Annotated in this window: 23 protein-coding genes; 15 read left to right on the top strand and 8 right to left on the bottom strand. The window is 43.9% G+C overall.

All coding sequences use genetic code 11. From position 1 onward, the window contains the following. Nucleotides 1–218: 218 nt before the first annotated feature. The gene (locus H6F77_RS28530) at nucleotides 219–347 is read left to right on the top strand and encodes a hypothetical protein (protein WP_255515841.1); all 129 of its coding nucleotides are present in this window, start codon (nucleotides 219–221) and stop codon (nucleotides 345–347) included. Nucleotides 348–1381: 1034 nt separating this feature from the next. After that, on the top strand, nucleotides 1382–1801 hold the full coding sequence (locus H6F77_RS22390; protein WP_190491125.1) for an AbrB/MazE/SpoVT family DNA-binding domain-containing protein: 420 nt from the start codon (nucleotides 1382–1384) through the stop codon (nucleotides 1799–1801). 114 nt (nucleotides 1802–1915) lie between these two features. Here the strand turns inward: H6F77_RS22390 and rtcA are convergent, their stop codons facing one another. The 3 genes from rtcA to H6F77_RS22405 all read right to left on the bottom strand — a co-directional run bounded on the left by rtcA (nucleotide 1916) and on the right by H6F77_RS22405 (nucleotide 4640). Then, nucleotides 1916–2983 carry an RNA 3'-terminal phosphate cyclase gene (rtcA, locus tag H6F77_RS22395; RefSeq protein ID WP_199321489.1) on the bottom strand — a complete coding sequence of 356 codons (1068 nt, stop codon included), beginning with the start codon at nucleotides 2981–2983 and terminating at the stop codon, nucleotides 1916–1918. Between the two features lie 378 nt (nucleotides 2984–3361). After that, entirely contained in the window at nucleotides 3362–3538 is a 177-nt protein-coding gene (locus H6F77_RS22400) for a hypothetical protein (protein WP_190491126.1), read from the bottom strand. A 670-nt stretch (nucleotides 3539–4208) separates the two neighbouring features. Further along, entirely contained in the window at nucleotides 4209–4640 is a 432-nt protein-coding gene (locus H6F77_RS22405; RefSeq protein WP_190491272.1) for an archease, read from the bottom strand. Between the two features lie 111 nt (nucleotides 4641–4751). On the opposite strand from H6F77_RS22405, the gene H6F77_RS22410 reads away from it, so the two are divergent. The 4 genes from H6F77_RS22410 (at nucleotide 4752) to H6F77_RS22425 (ending at nucleotide 8739) form a co-directional block, all read left to right on the top strand. Beyond that, on the top strand, nucleotides 4752–5624 hold the full coding sequence (locus H6F77_RS22410; RefSeq protein WP_309228904.1) for a sulfite exporter TauE/SafE family protein: 873 nt from the start codon (nucleotides 4752–4754) through the stop codon (nucleotides 5622–5624). Between the two features lie 1018 nt (nucleotides 5625–6642). Further along, entirely contained in the window at nucleotides 6643–7344 is a 702-nt protein-coding gene (locus tag H6F77_RS22415) for a cadmium resistance transporter (RefSeq protein WP_190491127.1), read from the top strand. Between the two features lie 59 nt (nucleotides 7345–7403). After that, nucleotides 7404–8240: a sulfite exporter TauE/SafE family protein gene (locus H6F77_RS22420; protein WP_190491128.1), complete on the top strand. Its 837-nt coding sequence runs from the start codon at nucleotides 7404–7406 to the stop codon at nucleotides 8238–8240. 1 nt (nucleotide 8241) lies between these two features. Beyond that, a complete protein-coding gene (locus tag H6F77_RS22425; protein ID WP_190491129.1) occupies nucleotides 8242–8739 on the top strand; it encodes a DUF1634 domain-containing protein in 498 nt (165 codons plus the stop codon). 142 nt (nucleotides 8740–8881) lie between these two features. On the opposite strand, the gene H6F77_RS22430 is transcribed toward H6F77_RS22425, so the two are convergent. Together H6F77_RS22430 and H6F77_RS22435 are read right to left on the bottom strand one after the other, a co-directional pair. Next, the gene (locus H6F77_RS22430) at nucleotides 8882–9172 is read right to left on the bottom strand and encodes a hypothetical protein (RefSeq protein WP_199321490.1); all 291 of its coding nucleotides are present in this window, start codon (nucleotides 9170–9172) and stop codon (nucleotides 8882–8884) included. Nucleotides 9173–9293: 121 nt separating this feature from the next. After that, on the bottom strand, nucleotides 9294–10220 hold the full coding sequence (locus H6F77_RS22435) for a LysR family transcriptional regulator (RefSeq protein WP_199321491.1): 927 nt from the start codon (nucleotides 10218–10220) through the stop codon (nucleotides 9294–9296). 189 nt (nucleotides 10221–10409) lie between these two features. Here H6F77_RS22435 and H6F77_RS22440 point away from each other — a divergent pair, with 189 nt between their 5' ends. From H6F77_RS22440 to H6F77_RS22465, 6 genes are all read left to right on the top strand, one after another. Then, the gene (locus tag H6F77_RS22440; protein WP_190491130.1) at nucleotides 10410–11900 is read left to right on the top strand and encodes an APC family permease; all 1491 of its coding nucleotides are present in this window, start codon (nucleotides 10410–10412) and stop codon (nucleotides 11898–11900) included. A 39-nt stretch (nucleotides 11901–11939) separates the two neighbouring features. Continuing rightward, nucleotides 11940–12653 (top strand): cadmium resistance transporter, encoded by a 714-nt coding sequence (locus H6F77_RS22445; RefSeq protein WP_190491131.1) that lies wholly within the window; start codon nucleotides 11940–11942, stop codon nucleotides 12651–12653. Between the two features lie 22 nt (nucleotides 12654–12675). Beyond that, entirely contained in the window at nucleotides 12676–13320 is a 645-nt protein-coding gene (locus H6F77_RS22450) for a cadmium resistance transporter (protein WP_190491132.1), read from the top strand. Between the two features lie 53 nt (nucleotides 13321–13373). Then, the gene (locus tag H6F77_RS22455; RefSeq protein WP_190491133.1) at nucleotides 13374–14015 is read left to right on the top strand and encodes a hypothetical protein; all 642 of its coding nucleotides are present in this window, start codon (nucleotides 13374–13376) and stop codon (nucleotides 14013–14015) included. 363 nt (nucleotides 14016–14378) lie between these two features. Continuing rightward, nucleotides 14379–15533 (top strand): glycosyltransferase family 4 protein, encoded by a 1155-nt coding sequence (locus tag H6F77_RS22460; RefSeq protein ID WP_190491134.1) that lies wholly within the window; start codon nucleotides 14379–14381, stop codon nucleotides 15531–15533. A 145-nt stretch (nucleotides 15534–15678) separates the two neighbouring features. Then, complete coding sequence (locus H6F77_RS22465) at nucleotides 15679–16140, top strand: DUF7980 family protein (protein WP_190491135.1); 462 nt, start codon at nucleotides 15679–15681, stop codon at nucleotides 16138–16140. A gap of 81 nt (nucleotides 16141–16221) precedes the next feature. On the opposite strand, the gene H6F77_RS22470 is transcribed toward H6F77_RS22465, so the two are convergent. Beyond that, entirely contained in the window at nucleotides 16222–17031 is an 810-nt protein-coding gene (locus H6F77_RS22470; protein WP_190491136.1) for a prohibitin family protein, read from the bottom strand. 162 nt (nucleotides 17032–17193) lie between these two features. On the opposite strand from H6F77_RS22470, the gene H6F77_RS28535 reads away from it, so the two are divergent. Continuing rightward, nucleotides 17194–17319, top strand: coding sequence for a hypothetical protein (locus H6F77_RS28535; RefSeq protein ID WP_255515842.1), 126 nt, complete (start codon nucleotides 17194–17196; stop codon nucleotides 17317–17319). Nucleotides 17320–17337: 18 nt separating this feature from the next. Here H6F77_RS28535 and H6F77_RS22475 read toward each other — a convergent pair whose 3' ends face one another. Beyond that, nucleotides 17338–19314, bottom strand: a complete 1977-nt coding sequence (locus H6F77_RS22475) for an Hsp70 family protein (RefSeq protein WP_242022466.1) — start codon at nucleotides 19312–19314, stop codon at nucleotides 17338–17340. 21 nt (nucleotides 19315–19335) lie between these two features. After that, nucleotides 19336–20232 (bottom strand): hypothetical protein, encoded by an 897-nt coding sequence (locus H6F77_RS22480; RefSeq protein WP_190491137.1) that lies wholly within the window; start codon nucleotides 20230–20232, stop codon nucleotides 19336–19338. A 555-nt stretch (nucleotides 20233–20787) separates the two neighbouring features. Here H6F77_RS22480 and H6F77_RS22485 point away from each other — a divergent pair. Further along, the gene (locus H6F77_RS22485) at nucleotides 20788–20988 is read left to right on the top strand and encodes a hypothetical protein (protein ID WP_190491138.1); all 201 of its coding nucleotides are present in this window, start codon (nucleotides 20788–20790) and stop codon (nucleotides 20986–20988) included. Between the two features lie 16 nt (nucleotides 20989–21004). Next, the gene (locus H6F77_RS22490) at nucleotides 21005–21739 is read left to right on the top strand and encodes a lycopene cyclase domain-containing protein (RefSeq protein ID WP_190491139.1); all 735 of its coding nucleotides are present in this window, start codon (nucleotides 21005–21007) and stop codon (nucleotides 21737–21739) included. The last annotated feature ends 44 nt before the right edge of the window (nucleotides 21740–21783 follow it).

Raw genomic sequence — 21783 nt, forward strand, 5'->3', positions numbered from 1 at the left:
CGCATATGCTACCGCTTGCAAGCAACAATGTGAAATATATGCCAAAGCTATCCTCGCCTGAAGGTATATTTCCGGGATGCTCTTCTTCGTCAAAGGCTGCAAATTAAAAAAATTGCAGTAAAATTTATACCTGTTCGCGGCTATTATGAGTAATCTGAGCAGACGAAAATTTTAGCTTGTCAAAATTCGGGTTGTGGGAATCGGGGTGGTAAAGGTCTATGACAAAAATTACAGGCGGCTTTGCGCGATCGCTGTCTTCAAGAGGAGTTTCGATGGTTTTAATACCTGGTAAAATTTTTTCGAGCCAATTTTGCTCCTCGCGATCGCGGCTAGTCTCTAAAACCTGAGTTGAATATGTATTCTTTATCGTCTATTGCGTGACATCCTCCCCCGCTAACTGGCAAGCAGGCAATATCCCATATTCGAGAAACCAGCTTTTGAAGCTTATGATAAATGAAGGCGAGCGCTTGCTGGCTTTTGTGCTGAATAGCGTTGGAAAAAGGTAATATATTAAATCCAATCTCCGTCCCATTCAACCGCGCGATGCTAGCCCTTATGCTTCTTCAGCTTTTGTCCGTAGCATAGCCCGCGCCAGTACGACACGAACAAACGGCTGGACTGTTGAGGGATAGATAATCATTTTTGAGCAACGATGCCAGAATATCTTTGACAATGGCAGGCGTATGATTTTAATATCGTAAACAATAGTAAGTATTTGAGTCCAGCCCAAAAACTCTCAGAGTTGGGGCTGGCTTTTATCAGGATTTGTTAATATTCAAGCTGGAGAAGGTCTGTTGATATAAGCTAGCAGATCTGGTTTTCCACAAATAGCTAAATCATAGACCAGCTAAGGAATATAACTAGGTTGTCATACTGCCGTAAGGTAAGCAAGTTTTGGTTTCAGTAATTGAAGATCTGTGCGAACTTCACGCGATCGCTTAAGCGATTGCAGAGTAAAGTAGGCTGTTATAACGACTGCAACAGTAGTGCGGGCTGATAGAATACCTACTTATTTACTTGTGCTTATCAGTGCAAAGACGCAGTAGCGATGTTCGCGATCGCAATAGCCCCCTAATGTGCGTTAAACTGCGAAATCCTTCCAGAAAAGACAGGGATCGCTGATGCAACAAGGAGAACAATAAGCATCTATTACTACAGGTTGCTTCAAAACCAAAGCCTGAGTATAGGGTTATTGGTTTGCCAATAATGGGTAATAAGTAATGGGTAATGACGAATACCAATTCATATCTGTCTTAGGTAAAGGTATTGGCAACCTGCTGTGCAAGTTCAAGAAACAGAAAAGTTCTTATAAACAGTAGGTATATCGAAGTGGGTTATGATATTGTTAAATTGTTCAGAAAAATGTGTGATTGGGTGGATTATGGCAGAAACTGCAACTTCTCCATTAACTGGAAAAGCGCTACTCCAAAAAGTTAAGGGCAGTGACTTGCCCAGACGAGAGTTGGCTAAACTTTGCGGGTATTATACGAAAACGAAATCGGGTAGCGATCGCGTTAACCTGACAGATTTTTACGATGCCCTGCTGATAGCCAAAGGTATTCCTCTAGATCCAGAGAGCGAAAAGGATGGACGGGGCCGCGAAGCATCTTATCGCGTCAGCGTACACAAAAATGGTCAGATAGTCATAGGAGCAAACTACACCGCAGAAATGGGATTAAAACCAGGTGATGAGTTTGAAATCCGCTTGGGATACAAACACATTCGCTTGGTGCAGATTGGTAGTAATGCATTAGCAGAAAATAGCGACGAAGGTGAAGATAGCGCTGATACAGAAGAGTAAATAGATCCAGTTGGAACTATTTTGACGAGTGCGATCGCTCGCCCCTTTTAATCGCAGCGCAGATTTTTCTTATGCGAAAAACTGAATATCGCTAACGCAGAAAATCTCTGTAGTCTAAACTTCAGTAGCTACAGGTGCAATGGTAACTAGCTGGGTATCTTCATCAATCTCGATCCTAGCTAGCCCAAATTGCGCGATCGCCCACGCATTTGTTGTCAAATGCAAACTAATTTCAGCAGCCCGATATTGACTCGCCTCTGACGCTAAAGCAGTTGGCAATAGCAATTGATCTGCCAAAAACTGATCGACTGGCATCCCAGTAGCGTGGAAATTTAGTAACTCTTCAGCCGCCATTTCCGCCACGCTTTCTGCTGGTACTCCTAGTTTTCCTACAGCACCAAAGCCAGCGCGACTATTTTCATACTCAGCAATCAGAGAAATTCCTGCTCCTGGCGCAATGCCTCGCGCGATCGTTGCCTCCACCTTCGCAGGAAGATTGGCTTGCTGTAACAAATTTTCTGCTCGGTTAGCCATCCTTTGCGGAATATGAGCAGGAAGTTTTGTCACAACAGCCGAACCCCGCACCTGTTGCAAAGCTCCCCGCTCTAGTAATTGAATACCGCGTAAAGGTACTCCCCCGCTACCCGTAACTCGCAATTCCACTTCGCCGTTGCCTTGAGGATACCAACCCCAAGAATGCAGTTGCACCTCTACTTGCACGCCCATCTGCTTGAGCATGGGTACATAGACTTGTTCGATGTAGGGGAAGGGAGGACTAAACGCGATGTGAGTTCCCCCCTTGAGCCTCACTATGGAGTCGCCATTCGCGAGTGCTAGGGGGAGTAAAATAGTCTGCAAAATCAGGGTAATAGCACCTGCTGAACCTGCGCCTGTGGTTTCGGTGACATCAAAGGTATAATTTCCCGCTTGCGGCGGACAAGTGGGGATGAATTCCAGCGTTGTTGAACGCACATGATCTCCATGCAATTCGGCTTTGCAGAGGGTAGCCGCCGCCCGCACGGCAGTTAAATGTTGAATTGCAAGTCCGGGATTTTTGCGTTTTGCCCGAATCTTCGTGATGCGAATTGGTTGACCTGTGATGGTAGCTAAACTAAGAGAGGTGCGGAGGATCTGACCGCCACCTTCACCGTAAGAGCCGTCGATGTGAAGTATGTTAGCCAAAGCGTGTTTTTAAGGCGGAAATCAGTGTCCACTGTAAGGTTATATTCACAACAACGCGATCGCCATATATCCCAGGTGGGGGTAATGTAATGTAGCCGCGATCGCGCTTATAAATTAATAATGTGGATTAGAGAAGCCTAAAGTCTAGCCTTATCGCGTTTCTATAGATTATCGGGTGGTTAAGTCACCATTCCCTACAGATCTTTTACTGTATTCAACAGTTCGCAGCGTACTTTAAGTTAATAGTCGTTAGCAGCGCGATCGCAGTCTATCTAAAGTGCGTTTCCCTTAAATTGAGTTATTTAATTTTTTAGGAAAATCTAAACGCTGGCACTCCCTTAAGGAAATACCAGCGCTTACAACTTCTATCGACTAGAACTATAACCCAACTACTCCGTGATAGGCACTTGCAACCAGAGTGATAATGGTGATGACTCCCAGCACAATACTACCTATATATAGGACAGATGGTTTTTGAGGAACAGGCGTTTCGCTATCGCGCTGCACGGGAGCTTGTCCAGATTTGTTGAAATTTGTTGTTTCTTCAGTTTTCATGATTATCCTAGTTTATTTTTGCGATTGATTAAAAGAACTATCAGGGATTGCTAACCACCTTACCCAAAAGCGAACAATACCTTGTCCGCTTAATACCTCACTTAATGAGGAGGGGTACAAAAAAATTACTTTTTCATATAATATTTCTCCCCATTCTTATAATCCTCTTTCTAAAGTGATAAAATTTATACCATTTCCCAACGTATTAGTAATAAATTATCCCCCCCCTTGATACATATTGAGACAACCGCACAACACGTTATTAAGGAGAGGAGGGGGTAGGGGGATCGCACATTTAGCATAAATTTTAGTATTGCAGGACTAGATAAATATACAAAGCATCGCGGTTACAGATTATGGGTAATAAATAATCCCCCCTTATTTATAGTTAGTGAAATTATCGTATATCAGGGATTTAACAGATAAGGGGGTAGGGGGGAGCAAATCTTGGTCAGGCAAATGGTGGATTAGTATTAGATAAATATCTAAAGTTTTTTTTATTTGGGCTTATATATAAAAAGAATGATGTATTTTGGGAAAATAGGGATAAGCGTTCAGCCAAAAGGTAATCGCAAGAGAGACGCGGAAAATTAGGGCGATCGCGTTGACTACTGGGGCTGAAATTGACCAACGCGCGATCGCGCTGGGTTTTCGTATTTGGCAAGGCGCCTTAAATATCGAGGATTACTATAGCAGTCCAACCATCATCGGTTTTTTCGAGTTGGAATTGGTGTAAAGTAACAGCTTTGACATCTACCCGTTGTTCGTGGCGATCGCGGTCTAGCTTTTCTCCCTTCGTAACCGCACTTAGCTGATGCAACCCATCTTTCTCGGAAATTTCAACCTGTTGCGCCCTCAGCAGAAGTAACTCGCTGTCTTTGTAGTAGATGAATTCTTGCAGAAAATTGAACAGCAACATATCTAGTTCATCATTTTCTAAGCTAAAACTGCGGGTTTCCTGGAGTGCGATCGCATCCAAATTATCAATCATCACATTAATAGTTGCATCACCCGCCGCTGTGAAAACCTCCTCCAGATCCTTTCCCCAAGCGCGAAAGGCAATATCAGCAGTAGCAAAATCTTCTAGAAACTCATAAGACATAAGGCTATTGCTCACAATACGGTTTAGTTGTAGGTTGGGCTTTCGCTCAACCCAACAATTGTTTATATAGTTGGGTTTCGTTACCTCAACCCATCCTACTATTTCTGCACGGTGGCTGTTGCTCTAGACTTTCGATCGCTTGTAGGGTTAAACTACGGTAAGTCTAGCGGAATTATGTGTTTAATGGAAAGTGCCTTATTACTGCCGCTGTTAAGCTTCCTAGTCGGCATCATCGTTGGTCTAACGGGAATTGGTGGTGCGTCTCTGATCACCCCGATGTTGATTTTCGTGTTCCAAGTACCGCCAGCGATCGCGGTGAGTTCTGATGTGGTGGCTGCCACCTTAATGAAGGTTATCGGCGGCTTCAAGCACTGGCAACAGCAAACGCTCGACCTGCAAATTGTTACATGGCTAGCTTTAGGGAGCGTTCCCGGATCGCTCGCTGGGGTGGGAATCTTATACCTGATTAAGCGTACTGGCGCTAGTAACCTGGATTTTATCCTCCTCCGCTTGCTCGGAGTAATAATGCTATTGGTCGCTTTGTTGGCGATCGCGCAATTGTTGGTGAAGAATTTTTTCCCCAACTTGAATTTACCCGAACCACCCAAGTTTGACTTAAAAACTAACGTGGGTCGCCTTCAAACTCTCGGTGTGGCAGCAGTTTTAGGCTGTGTAGTCGGTCTAACTAGCGTGTCCTCCGGTTCGATGTTTGCACTCGTCCTGATTACCTTTTTCCGCCTTGACTCTCGCAAGTTGGTGGGTACGGATATTTCCCAGGCGGCAATATTATTGCTTTTTACCTCCCTCGGACATATCTGGCTGGGGACAGTTAACTGGAGTCTGGTAATACCAATTTGGCTGGGTACGGTTCCTGGGGTTTTGGTAGGTGCAAAGCTCTGCAAAATCACGCCACCACACGGACTCCGGCTTGCGATCTACGCAATTTTAGTGATGGTGAGCTGGAAGTTAGTGAATCAAGCGTGAGACAAACTTCCCAGAATGCACGGCATTTCCAGCTTGCGCGAATCGTCGAGGAGTCTGAGTTCCGAGAACTTCAAAACTAATTTGTAGGTAAGCGTGTAAATTAGTCTGCCTCACCTGCATTCAAGATTCCTGGCAAGTTTTTGAGTTTAAATTTAGACTTCCTCCTGTCCTAGCAAGCTTATCAACACTGTAGCGATCGCCAAAACTGAAATTTATATCCACTACATATTTTGCCAAACTTAAAAATTAAATTTCTCTTTTATTTTATTTTGAAGTATTCCGATGATTTTACCGTAGATTGATTTTGAAGTATTCCGATGATTTTACCGTAGATTTTATATAAGAAAAAATTCCGGTTTATCGTTTGTGCTACTTGCTTTTGAAAAAGACTTTAGGGTAATATTACAGTTCATCAAATAAAACGAGATTAATCGCAACCGCATCTATCTTTTGAAATAAATAATAAGAAGGTGAATATATATTAGGATTGCTTTAAAGGGAAAGGGCAGGAAAATATTTACTGGTATACCACCAGCTTAACTGATACACGCCTTAATTATTTCCAGCAAAGCCGCCTGAATGCTTATGAGAACTTTTAGGGAAATTACGTTGTTACAAATATTTGCATATAGAAAATGCAAAATTTACACATCTCTGTAATACTTGGCTAGAATAATTTTTTAGACAAACACAAAAAATTTTTGGAGTGTTTACGAGAAGCGGGACTATCTCTTAAGCACGAATCGAATAGCGCAGAATACTTCTAAGTAACCTGCAATATTTGAAAAAAATATTTAACGAAAAAAGTTTTAGCAGCCGATAAATTCTCGATGTTGTTAATTGATGTTTATCATACAAATTTCATCACTCTTAAGTGATATCTTTCGTATAACCAAAGATATAGGTACCCCTAAAACGCATTAAGGTAGTTAACCTAAATTAGGAATATCGCTAAATCCAATTAAAGCCATAACCAACAGCGACTAATGACCAAGCATGAAAATCAGGACAGATACCAATGAGCGGGTTAGTAACTGCAATTCCTACAGCGATAACCGCCTTCAGTGCTACCAACATCGATGATATTGTCATCCTTCTGTTGTTTTTCGCACAGGTGAATGCGGCGTTTCGTCGTCGGCACATCGTTTTTGGTCAGTATTTAGGCTTCGCTGCTTTAGTTATCGCCAGCCTCCCCGGTTTTTTTGGTGGTTTAGTTGTGCCACGAGAATGGGTTGGGTTGCTTGGCTTAGTGCCAATAGCCATAGGATTGGGTTGCTTGCTGAATCGGGAAGAAGATTTATCCGATGAAGTCGAGTCAGAAATAGAGCAGTTTGATGACTCTCCAATTGCCAGTTTTCTTTCTCCCCAAACATACAGCGTGGCAGCAGTTACGTTTGCCAATGGCAGCGACAATATCGGCATCTACGTGCCGTTATTTGCCAGCAGTAGTTGGGAGAATCTTCTGGCGATAATCGGTGTTTTCTTCTCGTTGGTGGGAGTGTGGTGCTACGCTGCATATAAATTAACCAGCCAGCCTGCGATCGCGGATATTTTGACTCGCTACGGCAATGCTCTCGTTCCTTTTGTCTTAATTGGTCTAGGTTCCTTCATAGTGCTGGAAAGTAAATCTTTAAATTTAGTAAGTCTGCTTGCTAGTTGTCTGTGCTTGATGACTTTAGTCAAAAAAGATGAGGACTCGCCTGAGTTGGAAAATAATTAAAACTTAAATAAAAAACTATATTGCCTTATTTCTGTGCATCACCAAAAGAGGAATAAACTTTGAACATACTAGAATTTTCCCTTCTTATTTTCATTGGCTCCTTTATCGCTGGTTTGTTAGGTTCGCTAACTGGGTTAGGGGGTGGTGTAGTTATTGTCCCCCTCTTAACTTCGGTATTTGGTGTTGATATCCGATACGCTGTCGGCGCTTCCCTAGTCTCTGTAATCGCTACTTCCTGCGGCGCAGCATCTGCCTACATCAAAGAAGGCTACACAAATTTGCGAATAGGAATGTTTCTAGAAGTAGCGACAACAACCGGAGCTATAGTAGGAGCTTTAATTGCTACCTTTGTTTCTGTAAAAGCGCTTACAGTCGTGCTTGCAGTTGTCTTACTTTATTCAGCTTACCTGTCTGGGCAACCCAAACCAGAAACCCCTGAAAGCGAGTCAACTGACCCCATCGCAATTCATCTGAGACTCAATAGCACTTACCCAACTCCCAATGGATTGATGTCTTATCAAGTTCATTCTGTCCCGGTTGGGTTTGGCGTGATGTGGATAGCTGGGGTGCTTTCCGGGTTGCTGGGTATTGGTTCGGGAGCGTTTAAAGTACTGGCGATGGATCAAGCCATGCGTCTCCCGTTCAAAGTTTCCACAACCACCAGCAATTTCATGATTGGCGTGACAGCCGCAGCATCGGCGGGGGTTTATTTGGCGCGGGGTTACATCGATCCAGGATTGTCAATGCCCGTGATGTTGGGCGTGTTGCCTGGTGCTTTGTTGGGGGCAAAAGTTTTAGTAGGAGCTAAGACTCAACTTTTGAGAAGTGTCTTTAGTCTCGTACTCGCGCTGATGGCTTTCAAGATGGTTTACAACAGTCTAAGTGGGGGCATTTAAAATGTATGAAATTGATTCTGGTCGTAGAAATTTCGATCTGGTAATAGGTGGTGGTGAGGAGGATTTACTCCCCTTGCAACAGGAAACCCCAACCTGTGAGGTTGATAGTAAGAAGAAGATCGCGAAAAAATCGAGCGATCGCCAGCTCGAAAAGTTGATTGGCAATCTCTTAAAATACGGGGTTACTATTGCTAGCGCTATAGTTTTGCTAGGTGGCGTCCTCTACTTAATTCGTCACGGTTCTGAACCTGCTGACTACCACATTTTTCGAGGAGAACCAGCCGAGTTTCGCTCTCCAGCGGGTGTGGTGACAGCTATTTTATCCGGTAGCCGCAGAGGCATCATTCAATTTGGGCTTCTGGTATTAATTGCTACTCCCATCGCTCGCGTGGCAATTTCTCTGTTAACTTTTCTACGGCATCGGGATTTTACTTACGTTATCGTGACTTTGTGCGTACTGGCTGGGCTAATTTACAGCCTGATTGGAGCTTATCCTTAAAATTTTTAGGGGGTACGCTTTGAGTCATATTTATTGGATGTTTGTCTAACATCGCCGATGCCGCTATAAACTACCCAATTATCTTCGGTATCTAAACCACAAGTAAGGCTGGCTGATTAACATTCTGGTAAGTTTTGGTGATTTAACTGCTAACTTTAAATTGGGTAAGTAGCTCGATGTTTTGTTGCAGCCACTGTGCCACAGAAGTTTTTAGTGGTTCAACCATTTCAACAGGGAAGATTGCTAAAGAGCCAGCGATTATTAAGCTAAAGAGGCCAATAGTCAAAGCTAAAAATCTCCCAAAGCATCCTGGATTGACTTCAGCAAAGCCCAGTCTAGAGTTTCCTACAACAGCCAGTGTCAGAAAAACCAAACCGACGATCAAAAATACAGTAGTTAAAGGAGGACTAGCCATTTCACTTAGGAAATTCATAACGTTTTTTAGGTAAGTAAGCTTTTTTATTATAGCTATTCTTAGATGGCTATCGACCTAGCAGAAATTCAAGTTTTGGCAGCGATCGCGCATGGCTTTAAGCCATAAGATTAGCCTAAACTTATGTAATTAACATCTGTTCAAAGGCTCTAGAAATTCGAGTTTGAAAACGCTGTTTGTGCTTTAGCTTTAAAACAGGTTGGACTATTTCAGCAGATACCTTGTAACCTTTCCGACTATCTTTAACTTTAAGCGAGCAAAGTGACGATATTTGCAGTTCTTTTTTTACCATCAATTCAGGTAGAGCTGCTGCACCTACGCCACTCTCTACCACGGCTTTCACCATCTCGCTACTGCTCAAAACTAAAATCACATTCAAGTCAATTGGATTGATTCCCCAACTTTGCAAAGCTTGCTCAAACATTTGCTGGGCGCCAGATCCAGACTCGCGCATTACCCAATCTGTTGTAGAAAGATCCTCTAAGCAAATCTCTGATCGTTCAAACCAAGGGTGAGATTTGCCAACAACAATTTGTAAGCGATCGCTCCCAACCACTTCTTGTTCTAGCAAACCCTTAAGCGATGCTTTTACTTCTCCCGTCACCAAGCCTAAATCAAACAGTCCCGTCGCCGTTCCTGCACAAATTTCCTCTGCATTGGCGAGAGTACAGTTAACAAAGATACCCGGATATTGACGTTTGAAGTTGCTGATCTTATCAGGTAGCCAATAGTTACCAATAGTGAGACTAGATCCCACCCTTAACTCACCCCGTTGTAACTCGTTTAATTCTCGCAGACCCCGTTCCGTCAAAGCAACTTGATCGATAATTCTTTGGGCTTCGACTTGGAGCAATTTTCCAGCTTCAGTTATCTCAATGTGACGACCAATACGATGGAACAGTTTTACGCTATATTCCTGCTCTATACTTTGGATTGCCGCACTCACAGCAGGCTGAGTAATATAAAGTGCTTCTGCTGCACGGGTAAAGTGCAAATGTTCCGACACAGCTAGAAAAATTCGCAACTGGTCAAGCGTCATTCCCGCCATTGCGAGTCCTCCTAAAACGTCGCGTTCAAGATTTAATCACTTTTATTTATTGATTTAACAAATAATACCATTTGATTATCTGAGGAGGAACTATTAAATTTAAAAATAACCCTTCTGCACCGGGTTCCCTACTTGCAGAACCCACGAATTTAACTCAAGCGATCGCTCGGTTGTAAAAGGAGATTTTGCATGACCAAGAAAAAGCAAATAAATCACACTAATAACGGCTTAAAACCAGACTGTCTTCCCTTCGGAGAAGTCCTCGCTCAATCAATGGCTGTCCTTGCCCCCACTACAATCCCAGCATCAAATTTGGGCTTGATCGTGGCACTTTCAGGCAACGGCACCTGGCTAAGTTTCGCCATCGGTATGATTGGTCTAGTGTTTGTAAGTATCAACATCAACCAGTTCGCCAGTCGCTCGGCGTCTCCAGGTTCGCTGTATTCTTACATCGCCAAAGGTCTTGGCCCGACAGCAGGCGTTATATGCGGCTGGAGTTTAGTTCTGGCTTATTTGTTTACAGGAATGTCGGTTTTGTGTGGCTTTGCCAACTTTAGCGACGCCTTGCTCGGTCATGTGGGAATCCATCCCTCAACCATTACAATCCTAGCGATAGGTGCTGGTGTTGCTTGGTATGCAGCTTACAGAGATATCCAGCTCTCAGCAATGGCCATGCTGTGGATGGAAGCAATATCTCTAGTCTTAATTGCGACGCTGGGGATCGTTATCTGGGCGCATAAGGGCTTTGTTATTGACATGAGCCAACTGACTTTGAAAGGGACAACCCCTGGGGGAGTGGCGATGGGGCTTGTGTTAGTGGTGTTCGGCTTTTCTGGCTTTGAAAGTGCTACTTCATTGGGTGATGAAGCGAAAAATCCATTGAAGTCGATCCCTAGAGCGGTTATGGGCAGCGCTATCCTAGCAGGTCTATTCTTCATTTCCATGACTTACATTGAGGTGCTTGGTTTTAGCGGGACGGGAGCATCGCTTGCCGAAAGTGAAGCACCCCTGGGCTTTTTGTCGCAACAAGTGGGAATGGGTTGGCTCGGAGAGTTGATTGCAATTAGCGCTCTGTTTAGCTTCTTCGCTTGCGTCCTCGGCAGTATTAATCCGGCTGCTAGGGTGTTCTTCACGATGGCGCGTCACGGTCTGTTTCCTTCTTCCCTGGGTCTGGCCCACTCATCCAATAAAACTCCGCACGTCGCTATTACGATGTCATCGCTGATCGTGTTCCTGGTGCCCGCTTCGATGTCCCTGTTTCACGTCAAGCTATTTGACTGTATGGGTTACTTGGGAGCAATTTGCACTTATGGATTTTTAACGGTATACATCCTGATTTCGATTGCGGCTCCCGTTTACCTGCACAAAATCGGCAAACTGCGTCCCCTCGATGTAGTGTTCTCGATTTTGGGCGTTGGGTTTATGGCGATCCCCGTTATGGGCAGTGTGGGAATACCCGGTAGCAATATTTTCCCAGCACCAGAAGCCCCTTACGATGCGTTTCCTTACTTGTTCTTGCTGTACTTGGTTACTACTTGTGGATGGTTTGTAATGCAAAGACTCCGGTCTCCAGATATTGTGCGGTCGATGGAGAATGGCATTGAAGAAATTCATGCAAGATTTGCCACCCCCAACCCAGCGGTAGTTCCTTCACCAGTTGCAGACGAACCCCAACCATAGCCCGTACAACGCCAGCAAGAAAATTAAGGACAGACACAAATGAGTGGATTAGTAACTGCAATTCCTACAGGATTAACAGCTTTCAGTGCTACCAATATTGATGATATTGTCATCCTGACGCTGTTTTTCTCGCAGGTGAATGCTGCTTTTCGTCGTCGGCACATTGTTGTCGGTCAGTATTTAGGGTTCGGTACGCTGGTTTTAGCTAGCCTCCCCGGTTTTTTTGGCAGCTTCATCGTACCCCAGCCCTGGATTGGCCTGCTGGGAATCGTTCCGATTGCGCTTGGGGTCGGTCGCTTGTTGAATGGGGAAGATGAGGAGTCGGAAGGCGAGGAAGAACCTCGAGAGCCTAAAAACTCTCTATTTACCAGCTTTGTGTCTCCCCAAACATACAGCGTGGCAGCCGTTACAGTGGTTAATGGGAGTGATAATATTGGCATTTACGTGCCGTTGTTTGCTAGCAGTACTTGGGAAAGCCTTTTGGTGATTCTGGGCGTGTTCTTCTCGTTGGTGGGAGTTTGGTGCTACGCTGCTTATCAATTAACCCGGTTGCCTGCGATCGCTGCTCTCCTAACTCGCTACGGGAATTATCTCGTTCCCTTTGTTTTAATTGGGTTGGGTGTTTTAATTTTGGTGGAAAGTCACACCCTCGAAAGCCCGCTGTTAACGATAATTACTATAGTTGCCAGTTGTTTGTCTTTGATGGCTATAGGTAGAAATAACTGGCGATCGCCTGAAGTACAAAAGAATTGAATGAGGTCACAAATATAACGTCATGAGTTGGTTTGCCACAGCGATCGTTGCCGGATTCACATCCTTTGCCGCAACCAACATCGATGACATTATTATCTTGATGCTCTTCTTTTCGCAGGTTAATTCTTCCTTCCGCCCCAAGCATATCGTTAGCGGTCAGTACCTTGGATTTACTGTTTTAATTGTTGCTAGCCTTCCCGGTTTCTTTGGTGGCTTAATCGTTCCCAAAGCTTGGATTGGACTTCTAGGTTTACTTCCCATTGCCATTGGCATCACTCATCTAGTGAATCGGGAAGATGAGGAAAAGCAAGTACAGGAAGTACCAGCAGGAGCAAACCGCACGCACGCGATCGCCAGCCTGTTTGCTCCCCAAACTTATCAAGTTGCAGCTGTAACTTTTGCTAATGGCGGAGACAATATTGGCATCTACGTGCCTTTGTTTGCTAGCAGCGATCTAGCGAGTTTGGGAATAATCTTAAGCGTGTTTTTCTTGCTCATAGGAGTCTGGTGCTACATTGCTTACAGATTAACCCGTCAACCTGCTGTTGCAAGTGTTTTAACTCGTTACGCTAAGGCAATCGTTCCATTCGTTTTAATTGGGTTAGGGATTTACATTTTGATTGAAAGTGGTAGTTATCAACTATTGCCGCTGTTTCAGTCTAGGTAAGTTTTGACAAGTTTTAGATTGGAAAATTAATAACTTCAAAAAGGAGACATTTCATGAAACTCTGGAAAATTGTTCTAGTCTTCGTGGTGCTGATAGCGAATTTAGCGATCGCGCAACCCTCATTCGCAGACAGACCTAAACTGAGCAAAAGTGCTGACTATATCGAGGTGACTCAAAACCTTGATAATCTCTTGAACGCGCAGAATTCACAAACTCAGCCTGATGGTTTGACACCCGAACAACTGCAACAGCAAATCGCTCAATTGCAGTTCCAAAAATATATCCTGGAAACAGGAAAAAGCTGGGGACAATGCCGCAATGAAACAGGAAAAACCCTCGCTGTCTACGGGCCAAAACCAAAAAAATCTGATTCCCCCTACGACAATGCCCTTTATCTTCTAGCGGATGGTCAGACAACTAACGAGAAGTGGGATTGCGATGGCGTTTATCTGCCAAGTGACGTGCAATTGGCAGGTTTAAATCCTGCTGACGCACAACAATCTTCGGGTGGCGTGGCTGTGAAGATAGTTGATGGAACTCAGCTAGTTGCTAAGACCAATCCACAAACTGGCGCAGTTGAACTAAACATCCCTCCTGCTAAAGTTTTCCAAGCTGGTCAAGCCAACTGGTTTATGCCCGATATATCCCAGCAAGCCATCAGCATGCAAATTCCCACCGCGCCAATTGATGATTGAACTTCACGCATCTATGGGGCTTCTATAACTGCTTTTGAGCAGTAGGATCTTAGGGCTACAGCCAGAGAGTGCAAAACTATTAAAGTCTGGCTGATAGCCCTCCAAAATTAAAAATTATGAGTTAAGTTTTACCCGATCGATATATTGCACTTTTTAAAGTTATTTATTTAATACAAATTATCTTTAAATATGCTCTTTATTTACCCCCCTGTCCAGCCTACCCCGAAGCCTGTGCGGGACTACAAAAGGTCGAATTAAACTCAAGTTGATGGAGAATCGGGATCGCCTCTAACCCTGCGGGAGCAACAAAAAGTCAGCGCTCCGCAGAGGTAATTACTCATAGAGCTGACTGCATTTTTAATTATGAAAATACTGTTACTAAGCGTCCATCCACCAGAAGGCGGCGGTTCAGCCTACTCTAGCCAAGAACTTGCTTGTGGATTACGCAGGCTTGGGCATGAAGTTTTGCACATTTCGCCCTACAAATCGGCAGTTTTGGGCAGCGAATATCCTGGATTAATTTGGTTTCCGGCGGACTTTCCGGCGGATCTAAACATTAGTCCAAAGGCTCAATCAGATATCGATTATTACGTGCAATCGGCGTATCGAAATCATGGCCCTTTCGATTATGTCATTCTGGGTCGCGAGTCTTTTCTTTGGCATCTCCCCGCTGTTCGCCGCGTTCATCATAATAAGCCAGTCATACTAATATGCCGGGGAGCTTATATTAATCGCCTTGCTTCTAGCGACACAATTGAATCGTCGCTTAAAGAAAAACTGATCGATCTTTACAAAGGTTGCGATCGCATTATTTGTATAGCCCGCCATCTTGTCGAATCTCTCGACCGTGTAGTTGGGGTCAACAATACCGTTTTCTTGCCAAACCCGATCGATCTTCCCTTTTTAAACGCTACCGATCCGCCAGCTCCTAGCGAGCAAATTCGTTTGCTAATGGCTGCCCAAATAAAGCCTAGAAAAAGACCGTTGGATGCTGTTGAAATTATACGGATTCTAGTAGAGCGTCAAATTGATGTCCACCTGACTATTTGTGGCGATGGATCTGATATGCCAAAGATGTTAAATCTTATCGCTCTCTACGGTCTAGAAAAACACATTCTCGTCAAGGGTCGCGTCGCTCGGCAAGAAGTTTTGGATTGTCTCAATAGTGTAGAAACAGTTCTGCTTTGCTCGGATAACGAGGGACGACCTCGCGTTCTTCAAGAAGCGATCGCCGCTGGAAAGGGAATCGTTGCTTACGACAATCCTGGCTCCCGCGAGGTAGTTAATGAATGGTTAAATCAGTGGCCTCATGCTCGTCTTGTCGATATTGGAGATAAGTCAGCCGCTAGTCAGGCAATTCTAGATTTGGCTTGCTCCTTGCGGTCAAAACCAGAACCCCTGTCTCCGCCACAACTACCCCAGGCTATTGAAGTGCTTTATGAGTATGAATCAATGCTCAAAAGCTTGAAAATGCCACGCACCCCAATTAGAGCAAATCTGCAACCAAGCGCAAAGTAGCCTAGCGTGCCCGTCCTTTGGCGTTGCCGTAGCGCCTTATAAGCACAGTCCTGTAAGACTCCAGGGCTGTGCTTTATTGCTGCACTAGACTTTTACGCAGTGTTAAGATAAAGTACGGTAATCCTAGCGGAATTTAGTATATCTCATGGAGAACACCAAAAAAGTCCCTGAAGAGTTGCGCCTAGCAGGAGAGGTAAGCGCCGAGCAGTTACAACAGCCCAGTCTTGCCCCGTTCAAGGACGTGTTGTTTAAAAAGTTAAGAGGCGGATTCTTCCTAGTAATTGGATATTTGCTGTCACCGCTATGTTGGTGGAACGATCTGTTTTTTAATCTGCCAATTGCTTATTTTTTTGGGTATATGTGTAGTTGGTTTTCCCCAGATTTACTAATACCATGCTCGATCTTGGGGTACTGGCTTTCTAATATTGTGGGAATTCTCTTAATGCAAGCCGGGGCTATGGATGTTTTTCAAGGCCAGCCCAAAGAGCGCAACCTTAAAAAAGAGTTATTGACGGGTCTAGCTTCTTCAACCGTCTATACCATTGTGATTTTGGCATTGATACAATTTAAGATTCTCGATGCTCCGGTTTTATTTTCTGGTAGTTAATGGGAATAAAAGAGTATCTAGCCCTACGCGATCGCTGCTGGAAACCCCAGATTTAAAAACTAGGATGCTATACCAATAAAATCACTTTCCAGCAGCTTTGGCGAACTGGCTCAAATCCATAAATTTTGGCCCCCCCTTACCAACAATTAACGGCAGATTTCCATTCCATTTTTCTATTGCTTGTTTTTGCAATAACTCCGTTGTCAAAGTTTCGCGCACCAAGCTTTGTGCCTCAGCCTCTCCTCTTGCTAAATTCACCTTAGCTTCAGCTTCTTTTGAGGCTTTCAACGCTATAAATTCTGCCCTTTTTGCTTCCTGTTCGGCAATCTGTTTCGCCTCTACCGCCTCGCCAAATTGCTGCGAGAAATGGACGTGAACCAGGGAAATATCATCAACCGAGATATGATAGCTATTTAGCCTTGCGGTCAATCCCTCGTCTAATCCAGCTTTCACTTCTCCACGCTTGGTAATTATTTCTTCAGCAGTGTACTTTGCTATTACTGCCTTTAGAACTTCTTTAACAGCTGGGTTGATAATCCGTTCGACGACTGCATTTTCGTCCCCAATTTCTTGATAAATGGCATTTGCTTCCTGTGGAATAATATGCCAGTTGAGAGCTACATCGGTAAAAACATCCTGGAGATCCTTCGAGGACGCCTCGGCGGAAATTTCCTGTTTTTGCACCCGGATGCTCAACTTTTTCACTGAATTTGCTAGAGGGATAATTAGGTGAATTCCTTCGCCTAGTATTGTGTCTTGCACTTTACCAAACTGCATCAAAACGCCGCGTTCGCCAGCGCTTACAACTGAAAAAGGTGTAAATACTATAGCTAATAGCAATAAAAATGCAGTTAGTTTACCAGCCTTAGAAAGCGATTTATTTTTTTTCATAGATGATTGGGAACATCGATTTTAATAAATTATCATAGACAATACCAAATATTGCTTCCATCTACTATTCAACATATAAATTAAAATATCAAAACGCGACAAGCTTGCTTAATACTTGCCGCTAAAACTTGCGTGTTTTATTCCATACTTGGTTGTAAATCTTTGACGCACAATCTCTCGGAGCCAATTGCAGAGGTACGCTTAGCGATCGCGCCTTTGTTTGTTCGAGTTGTGCGATCGCTTTACTACATCTATGCTGCGCTGCGATCGCCTTATTATAGAAACTAGACGATCGCGTTCGCGACCCTATTGAATCAGAATTACTGCCTCTTGAGCCTTGTTATTTAGAGCCTTTTTTAACTCTTGTCCCACTTTCTCAATTAGTTCGTCAAAAGCTCCCCGATTCTGAGTCAGTTGTTCCTTCATAACCTTCTCTAACTCAGGCTTTGTTTGTTCGCACGTACTGTCGATCTTGCTGTCGCTCAATAAATTAGAACGCATCCAACTAGGAATATCCACAGTTGTCTTAATTGTGTCTTGAATCCTGCTCCTAGTTAGCTCCACCCCAGCAGCAAGAACTGAGGCTCCATATACCAGTGCAATTGGCCAAGTCAAATGCCCCGTTAATATCAGAGCGATGATGCTACCGATAGTGCTTCCACCAATTACTACACTGACTATAAATGCAACCGTATCGGCAAGAAGAGCATCGCCAATCGACAACTCCGGATTAACTACACCAGCGTCGATGCCCTCCTCAAACCTCAAGCTGCTTCTAGATATCTGGAACTTGCGACAAAGGGGGTCGGTTTCTGCGGCTAAATCGGGTTGGATTTTGCTGTTAAACCAAGTGACAGATTGATTTTTAATTATCTGCTGCGCCTGAGTGCTTTTGAGCCACTGTTCTGCCCGACTTTTCATAGAAGTTTCCAAGTCAGCCAAAGTGCGTATTTTGTTTTTTTGCCAGTCTTTCAAACTTAGTTTGACTGCGTTTTCAATCAGGCTATCTGACAGCGGCTTACTCAACAATTCGATTAACTCTGGGATATGTTTCTCGACGAGTTCGTTCAGCTTGTTTGAATCGAACAGTTTGTTGAGTTCTTCTTTAAATGCAGCAGCACGCAAATCCCATCTTCCTACCCGCGCTAAACCTAATGCAATGCATTGCTCCGGATTCGAGTCAGGACGAACCTGAGTTTCCGGTTCTGGGAAAATTTCCTCGCAAATTTCACGAGTAAACTTCATGCGAGACGCACCGCCAGTCATCAGCAGAACTTTGGGTACAATGCCTTGTTTTGCTAACTCTTCCTTCGCCTCGCTGACTGCATCGCGAAACGCCTGAATCCAACTTTTATTCCCCAGTTCTGGCAAAGGCTTGTTTAAGACCTCTTGCGCGATCGCTTTGTTAACTTGGGGTATAAAATAAATCTGTTCGTTGATAGACTCAAATCCGCGTGCAAATGATTGTGGAGAGCTGTATAACTGTTCGTTAGAAAAATAGTCTTCCTTTGCTTTGCGACAAGCAAGTTCGCAACGAGCTTGATGGTGCGGATATTCTTCAAATACTCTTTCAAGTAACGCTTTCTGCTCGTGTTTAGCCACAGTTCGCGCAAAAATTGCCTTGTCTAGCAAGGATGCTCCCAGAGAGTTACTCCCAAAATCTATGGGTATCTCGTACAAACTCTTAACAAGCGTAAAATCCGTAGTTGAGGAGCCAATATCAACTATTAGCACCGCAGATTTGAGTTTGTCATATTCCAGTTTCCCGGCTTCCTTGGCTTGCATGAAAGCAGCCCGCGACTCCGGTACAACGCTCAATATGGGAATGCCAGCTTCTTTAAGTAACTTTTGATATTCCTCGCGATCGTTAGCTGACCATCCTGAAGGACACCCAACGTAAAATTGGCTGGTTTCCCCACCTTCAATTTGTTTGCTTTCTTTTAAAAGATTGTAGTAAGTTTCCAGGAAGCTGCGGATAGTCTTCCTATAATTTAAATCGTTGTTTGGTCTTTCCTTGAAAGAAATTTTGAGTTGAGTAACGCCAGCTTGAATTAATGCTTGCTCGCCGACAAGATAGCCTAAATCGGGATGCCAGCCAAGAGCCGTAATTTGAATTTTCTTGCTATTAACTTCAAGCATCTCCGGCGGCTCGACGCTCTCCACATTCGCTTTAGCCACAGCTGTTTCGCCGTGCCCCAAATCGAACCCAATTGTTTCTAAAACTTGCATATTGTCTTGAAATAGATAATAGGTATTAACTGTTAGGGGAAAGCATTTTTCCATATGGTTTCCCCTTTTGCCTTTTTACTTAATTGCTGGCTCAATTACCCGACCTCGGCGGAGTAAGCGATCGCCCTTAAACAAAGCAGGAGTTATGGTCACGTAATCTTTAGCGTCGCGATCGATATTTGGCTCAAAGTCAAAATGTTCGCGATCGCTCTGCCCTTCTTCCGGTCGATAAATCTGCACGCGAATTCCCTGCTCCATCAAAATTTGTGGCAGAAGTTTAGTCAGCTCCAGCGCCATCTGCGGTCTTTCAAGAAATGACGCACCCGTTAACCTCTGAATAACATTCAAGAGTTCTGGAAGTTCTTCTATACCGCTATCTTCGAGCGGCTTTTTCACTTCTTCAGTACGAGCAACTGCAACATCTATTGTATTCAGCGCATCGGCTATGTTGTCTAAAAGGACTTTGCTATCAACCCGCACGATAGCTTGCGGTACTTCCACAGCTACAGCAGCAACTGAATTTTTTTCCTCCTCGTCTTTGTCAAGTTGCAGCGCAACTTCCAGTCCTACAAGCAGAGACATCAGCAATATCGCCATCCAAGCGCCAGAAGTAGTTCTAGACAAAGAGAACAAAGTGCTGAAGATGCCCGTGCAGATGAGTGCTTGTAGCACTTTCAAAATTAAACTTTTAGCGGAAAACCCTTTAGATCGAGCGGGTATTTGCGTCGTCTCTGGTTGCAAAACTTGCGTCTCGTTTGCAGCACTCAGGCTAGCGATGGACTGCCGCGTCGCATCCAGGAACAAGGACGCCAGACGTATCTGAGATACATTTAGTTTACCCGTGTAATTTTTCTCAAGTCCGTCGAGGCGGTTCTGAACTAACTCAACTACTTGATTGAGACTGGTTGCCTTGTCGATTTCTGTCTCAAGTTCGCTCCGTTCTTTGCCAAAAAGCGTCGATAGTGTTTTCATCGCTTACCAAGACTTTAGCGTTGCCCAAAAGCAGAATGATTTGTCGTCTTACTCAATTTTCGCCTAAATTCTACAGCAAAATTCATGCATCTAGAATAAATGTATGGTCGCGACCATTAAGAAGGTTTTAATTATACATATAATTATGGCGCCGCAGCGCTTTTTTAAGTTATGTGGGGTTTACGGTAATATGCAAATTTTTCTGCCTTTTTTAATTATAGTAATTGGGTAGCGAATATCTCTATTTGTTGAAGTGTGTAAAACCGTACATAAAATATTTTGGTAGTAACTAACAAATAACTTTATTCTACCGCAGGGAACAGTTTAATACCTTGCTCAACAAAAACAAGCGATCGCTTGTTTGCATGACCAGAAGTAAAAATCGCTGCTCCACTCGCCGACAGGTTTTGTGTATACCTAATTACAATAAACCCTCATTCCCAACTAACACCTCTGGCAGAACTAATTTCATACCAAGGTAGTTCTTAAGAACGAGGCAGCGCCAGAGGGATTCCTACAACATAGACAGCAGGCACTTCTTACAAAAACCTAGCTATGACATCCAAAGAAACCACAGAAACGCCAAATAAAAAATCAGAAGACAAAAATTCTGAGCCAATTACGCAGGTACAACGGGATAGTGTAATTACCCGTGAAGACTTGCCAGCTAAGCCATTTCGCATCGGTGTCACCCTAGTAACACTAGGGGCACTACTGCTTTTTTTTGCTTTTTACTTCGGCATCATCAACGTCTAAAGTATTGCTAGCGAACATGAGTTATTCCGCGTTTCACCTTATTTTTATAATACCTCCCATACTCCTACTAGCATGGTTTCAGCGACAACCTCTAGCTGGTATCGGAGGAATTAGAGCATGGATGGGTCTGCCGTTAATTGCCGTTGTGGCGTTTGTTTATACGACACCTTGGGACAACTATTTGGTTTGGCGCGAAGTGTGGAATTATGGCGCTGGGCGTGTGGTGGGTACGATTGGCTACGTGCCAGTTGAAGAATATTTGTTCTTCCTACTTCAGCCACTTTTAACAGGTCTTTGGCTCTACTGGCTGTTTCCTCGCGCAAGCGAACCAATGGAACAGGAAGATAACGTTTGGCTGCGAATAATTGGTTTTATTTTATGGGCAGGTTTAAGCATTGCCGGAGGCTTGATGCTGCAATGGGATAAAACTGTTTATCTTGGGCTAATCTTGGTTTGGGCAAGCCCAATTTTAGCTCTACAGTGGGCAATTGGTGCAAATCAAATTTGGGCTACAAGATACACTTGGCTGATGGGCACTCTGATACCTACGATTTATTTGTGGATTGCCGATCGCATCGCTATAGGGCAGGGTATTTGGAGTATTTCTGAAACATACAGCACTGGATTTAAGGTGTTAGGTTTGCCTATTGAAGAGGCAATATTCTTTTTAGTCACTAACCTGCTAGTAGTTCAGGGACTCTTGCTGCTGCTAATACTAGGAAATGCGCGATCGCCAGTACAACAAACTTAATTTAAACGGTTGCTAACTATCTGCAACATAATTTTTTTGTAGGA

The sequence above is a fragment of the Microcoleus sp. FACHB-831 genome (genome assembly GCF_014695585.1).
Classification (GTDB): Bacteria; Cyanobacteriota; Cyanobacteriia; order Cyanobacteriales; family FACHB-T130; genus FACHB-831.

Coding starts and splice junctions, on each gene's coding strand:
- H6F77_RS28530 (WP_255515841.1), top strand. CDS start 219: ATGACAAAAATTACAGGCGGCTTTGCGCGATCGCTGTCTTCAAGAGGA.
- H6F77_RS22390 (WP_190491125.1), top strand. CDS start 1,382: ATGGCAGAAACTGCAACTTCTCCATTAACTGGAAAAGCGCTACTCCAA.
- H6F77_RS22400 (WP_190491126.1), bottom strand. CDS start 3,538: ATGAAAACTGAAGAAACAACAAATTTCAACAAATCTGGACAAGCTCCC.
- H6F77_RS22405 (WP_190491272.1), bottom strand. CDS start 4,640: ATGTCTTATGAGTTTCTAGAAGATTTTGCTACTGCTGATATTGCCTTT.
- H6F77_RS22415 (WP_190491127.1), top strand. CDS start 6,643: ATGAGCGGGTTAGTAACTGCAATTCCTACAGCGATAACCGCCTTCAGT.
- H6F77_RS22425 (WP_190491129.1), top strand. CDS start 8,242: ATGTATGAAATTGATTCTGGTCGTAGAAATTTCGATCTGGTAATAGGT.
- H6F77_RS22430 (WP_199321490.1), bottom strand. CDS start 9,172: ATGAATTTCCTAAGTGAAATGGCTAGTCCTCCTTTAACTACTGTATTT.
- H6F77_RS22435 (WP_199321491.1), bottom strand. CDS start 10,220: ATGGCGGGAATGACGCTTGACCAGTTGCGAATTTTTCTAGCTGTGTCG.
- H6F77_RS22440 (WP_190491130.1), top strand. CDS start 10,410: ATGACCAAGAAAAAGCAAATAAATCACACTAATAACGGCTTAAAACCA.
- H6F77_RS22445 (WP_190491131.1), top strand. CDS start 11,940: ATGAGTGGATTAGTAACTGCAATTCCTACAGGATTAACAGCTTTCAGT.
- H6F77_RS22450 (WP_190491132.1), top strand. CDS start 12,676: ATGAGTTGGTTTGCCACAGCGATCGTTGCCGGATTCACATCCTTTGCC.
- H6F77_RS22455 (WP_190491133.1), top strand. CDS start 13,374: ATGAAACTCTGGAAAATTGTTCTAGTCTTCGTGGTGCTGATAGCGAAT.
- H6F77_RS22460 (WP_190491134.1), top strand. CDS start 14,379: ATGAAAATACTGTTACTAAGCGTCCATCCACCAGAAGGCGGCGGTTCA.
- H6F77_RS22465 (WP_190491135.1), top strand. CDS start 15,679: ATGGAGAACACCAAAAAAGTCCCTGAAGAGTTGCGCCTAGCAGGAGAG.
- H6F77_RS22470 (WP_190491136.1), bottom strand. CDS start 17,031: ATGAAAAAAAATAAATCGCTTTCTAAGGCTGGTAAACTAACTGCATTT.
- H6F77_RS22475 (WP_242022466.1), bottom strand. CDS start 19,314: ATGGAAAAATGCTTTCCCCTAACAGTTAATACCTATTATCTATTTCAA.
- H6F77_RS22480 (WP_190491137.1), bottom strand. CDS start 20,232: ATGAAAACACTATCGACGCTTTTTGGCAAAGAACGGAGCGAACTTGAG.
- H6F77_RS22485 (WP_190491138.1), top strand. CDS start 20,788: ATGACATCCAAAGAAACCACAGAAACGCCAAATAAAAAATCAGAAGAC.
- H6F77_RS22490 (WP_190491139.1), top strand. CDS start 21,005: ATGAGTTATTCCGCGTTTCACCTTATTTTTATAATACCTCCCATACTC.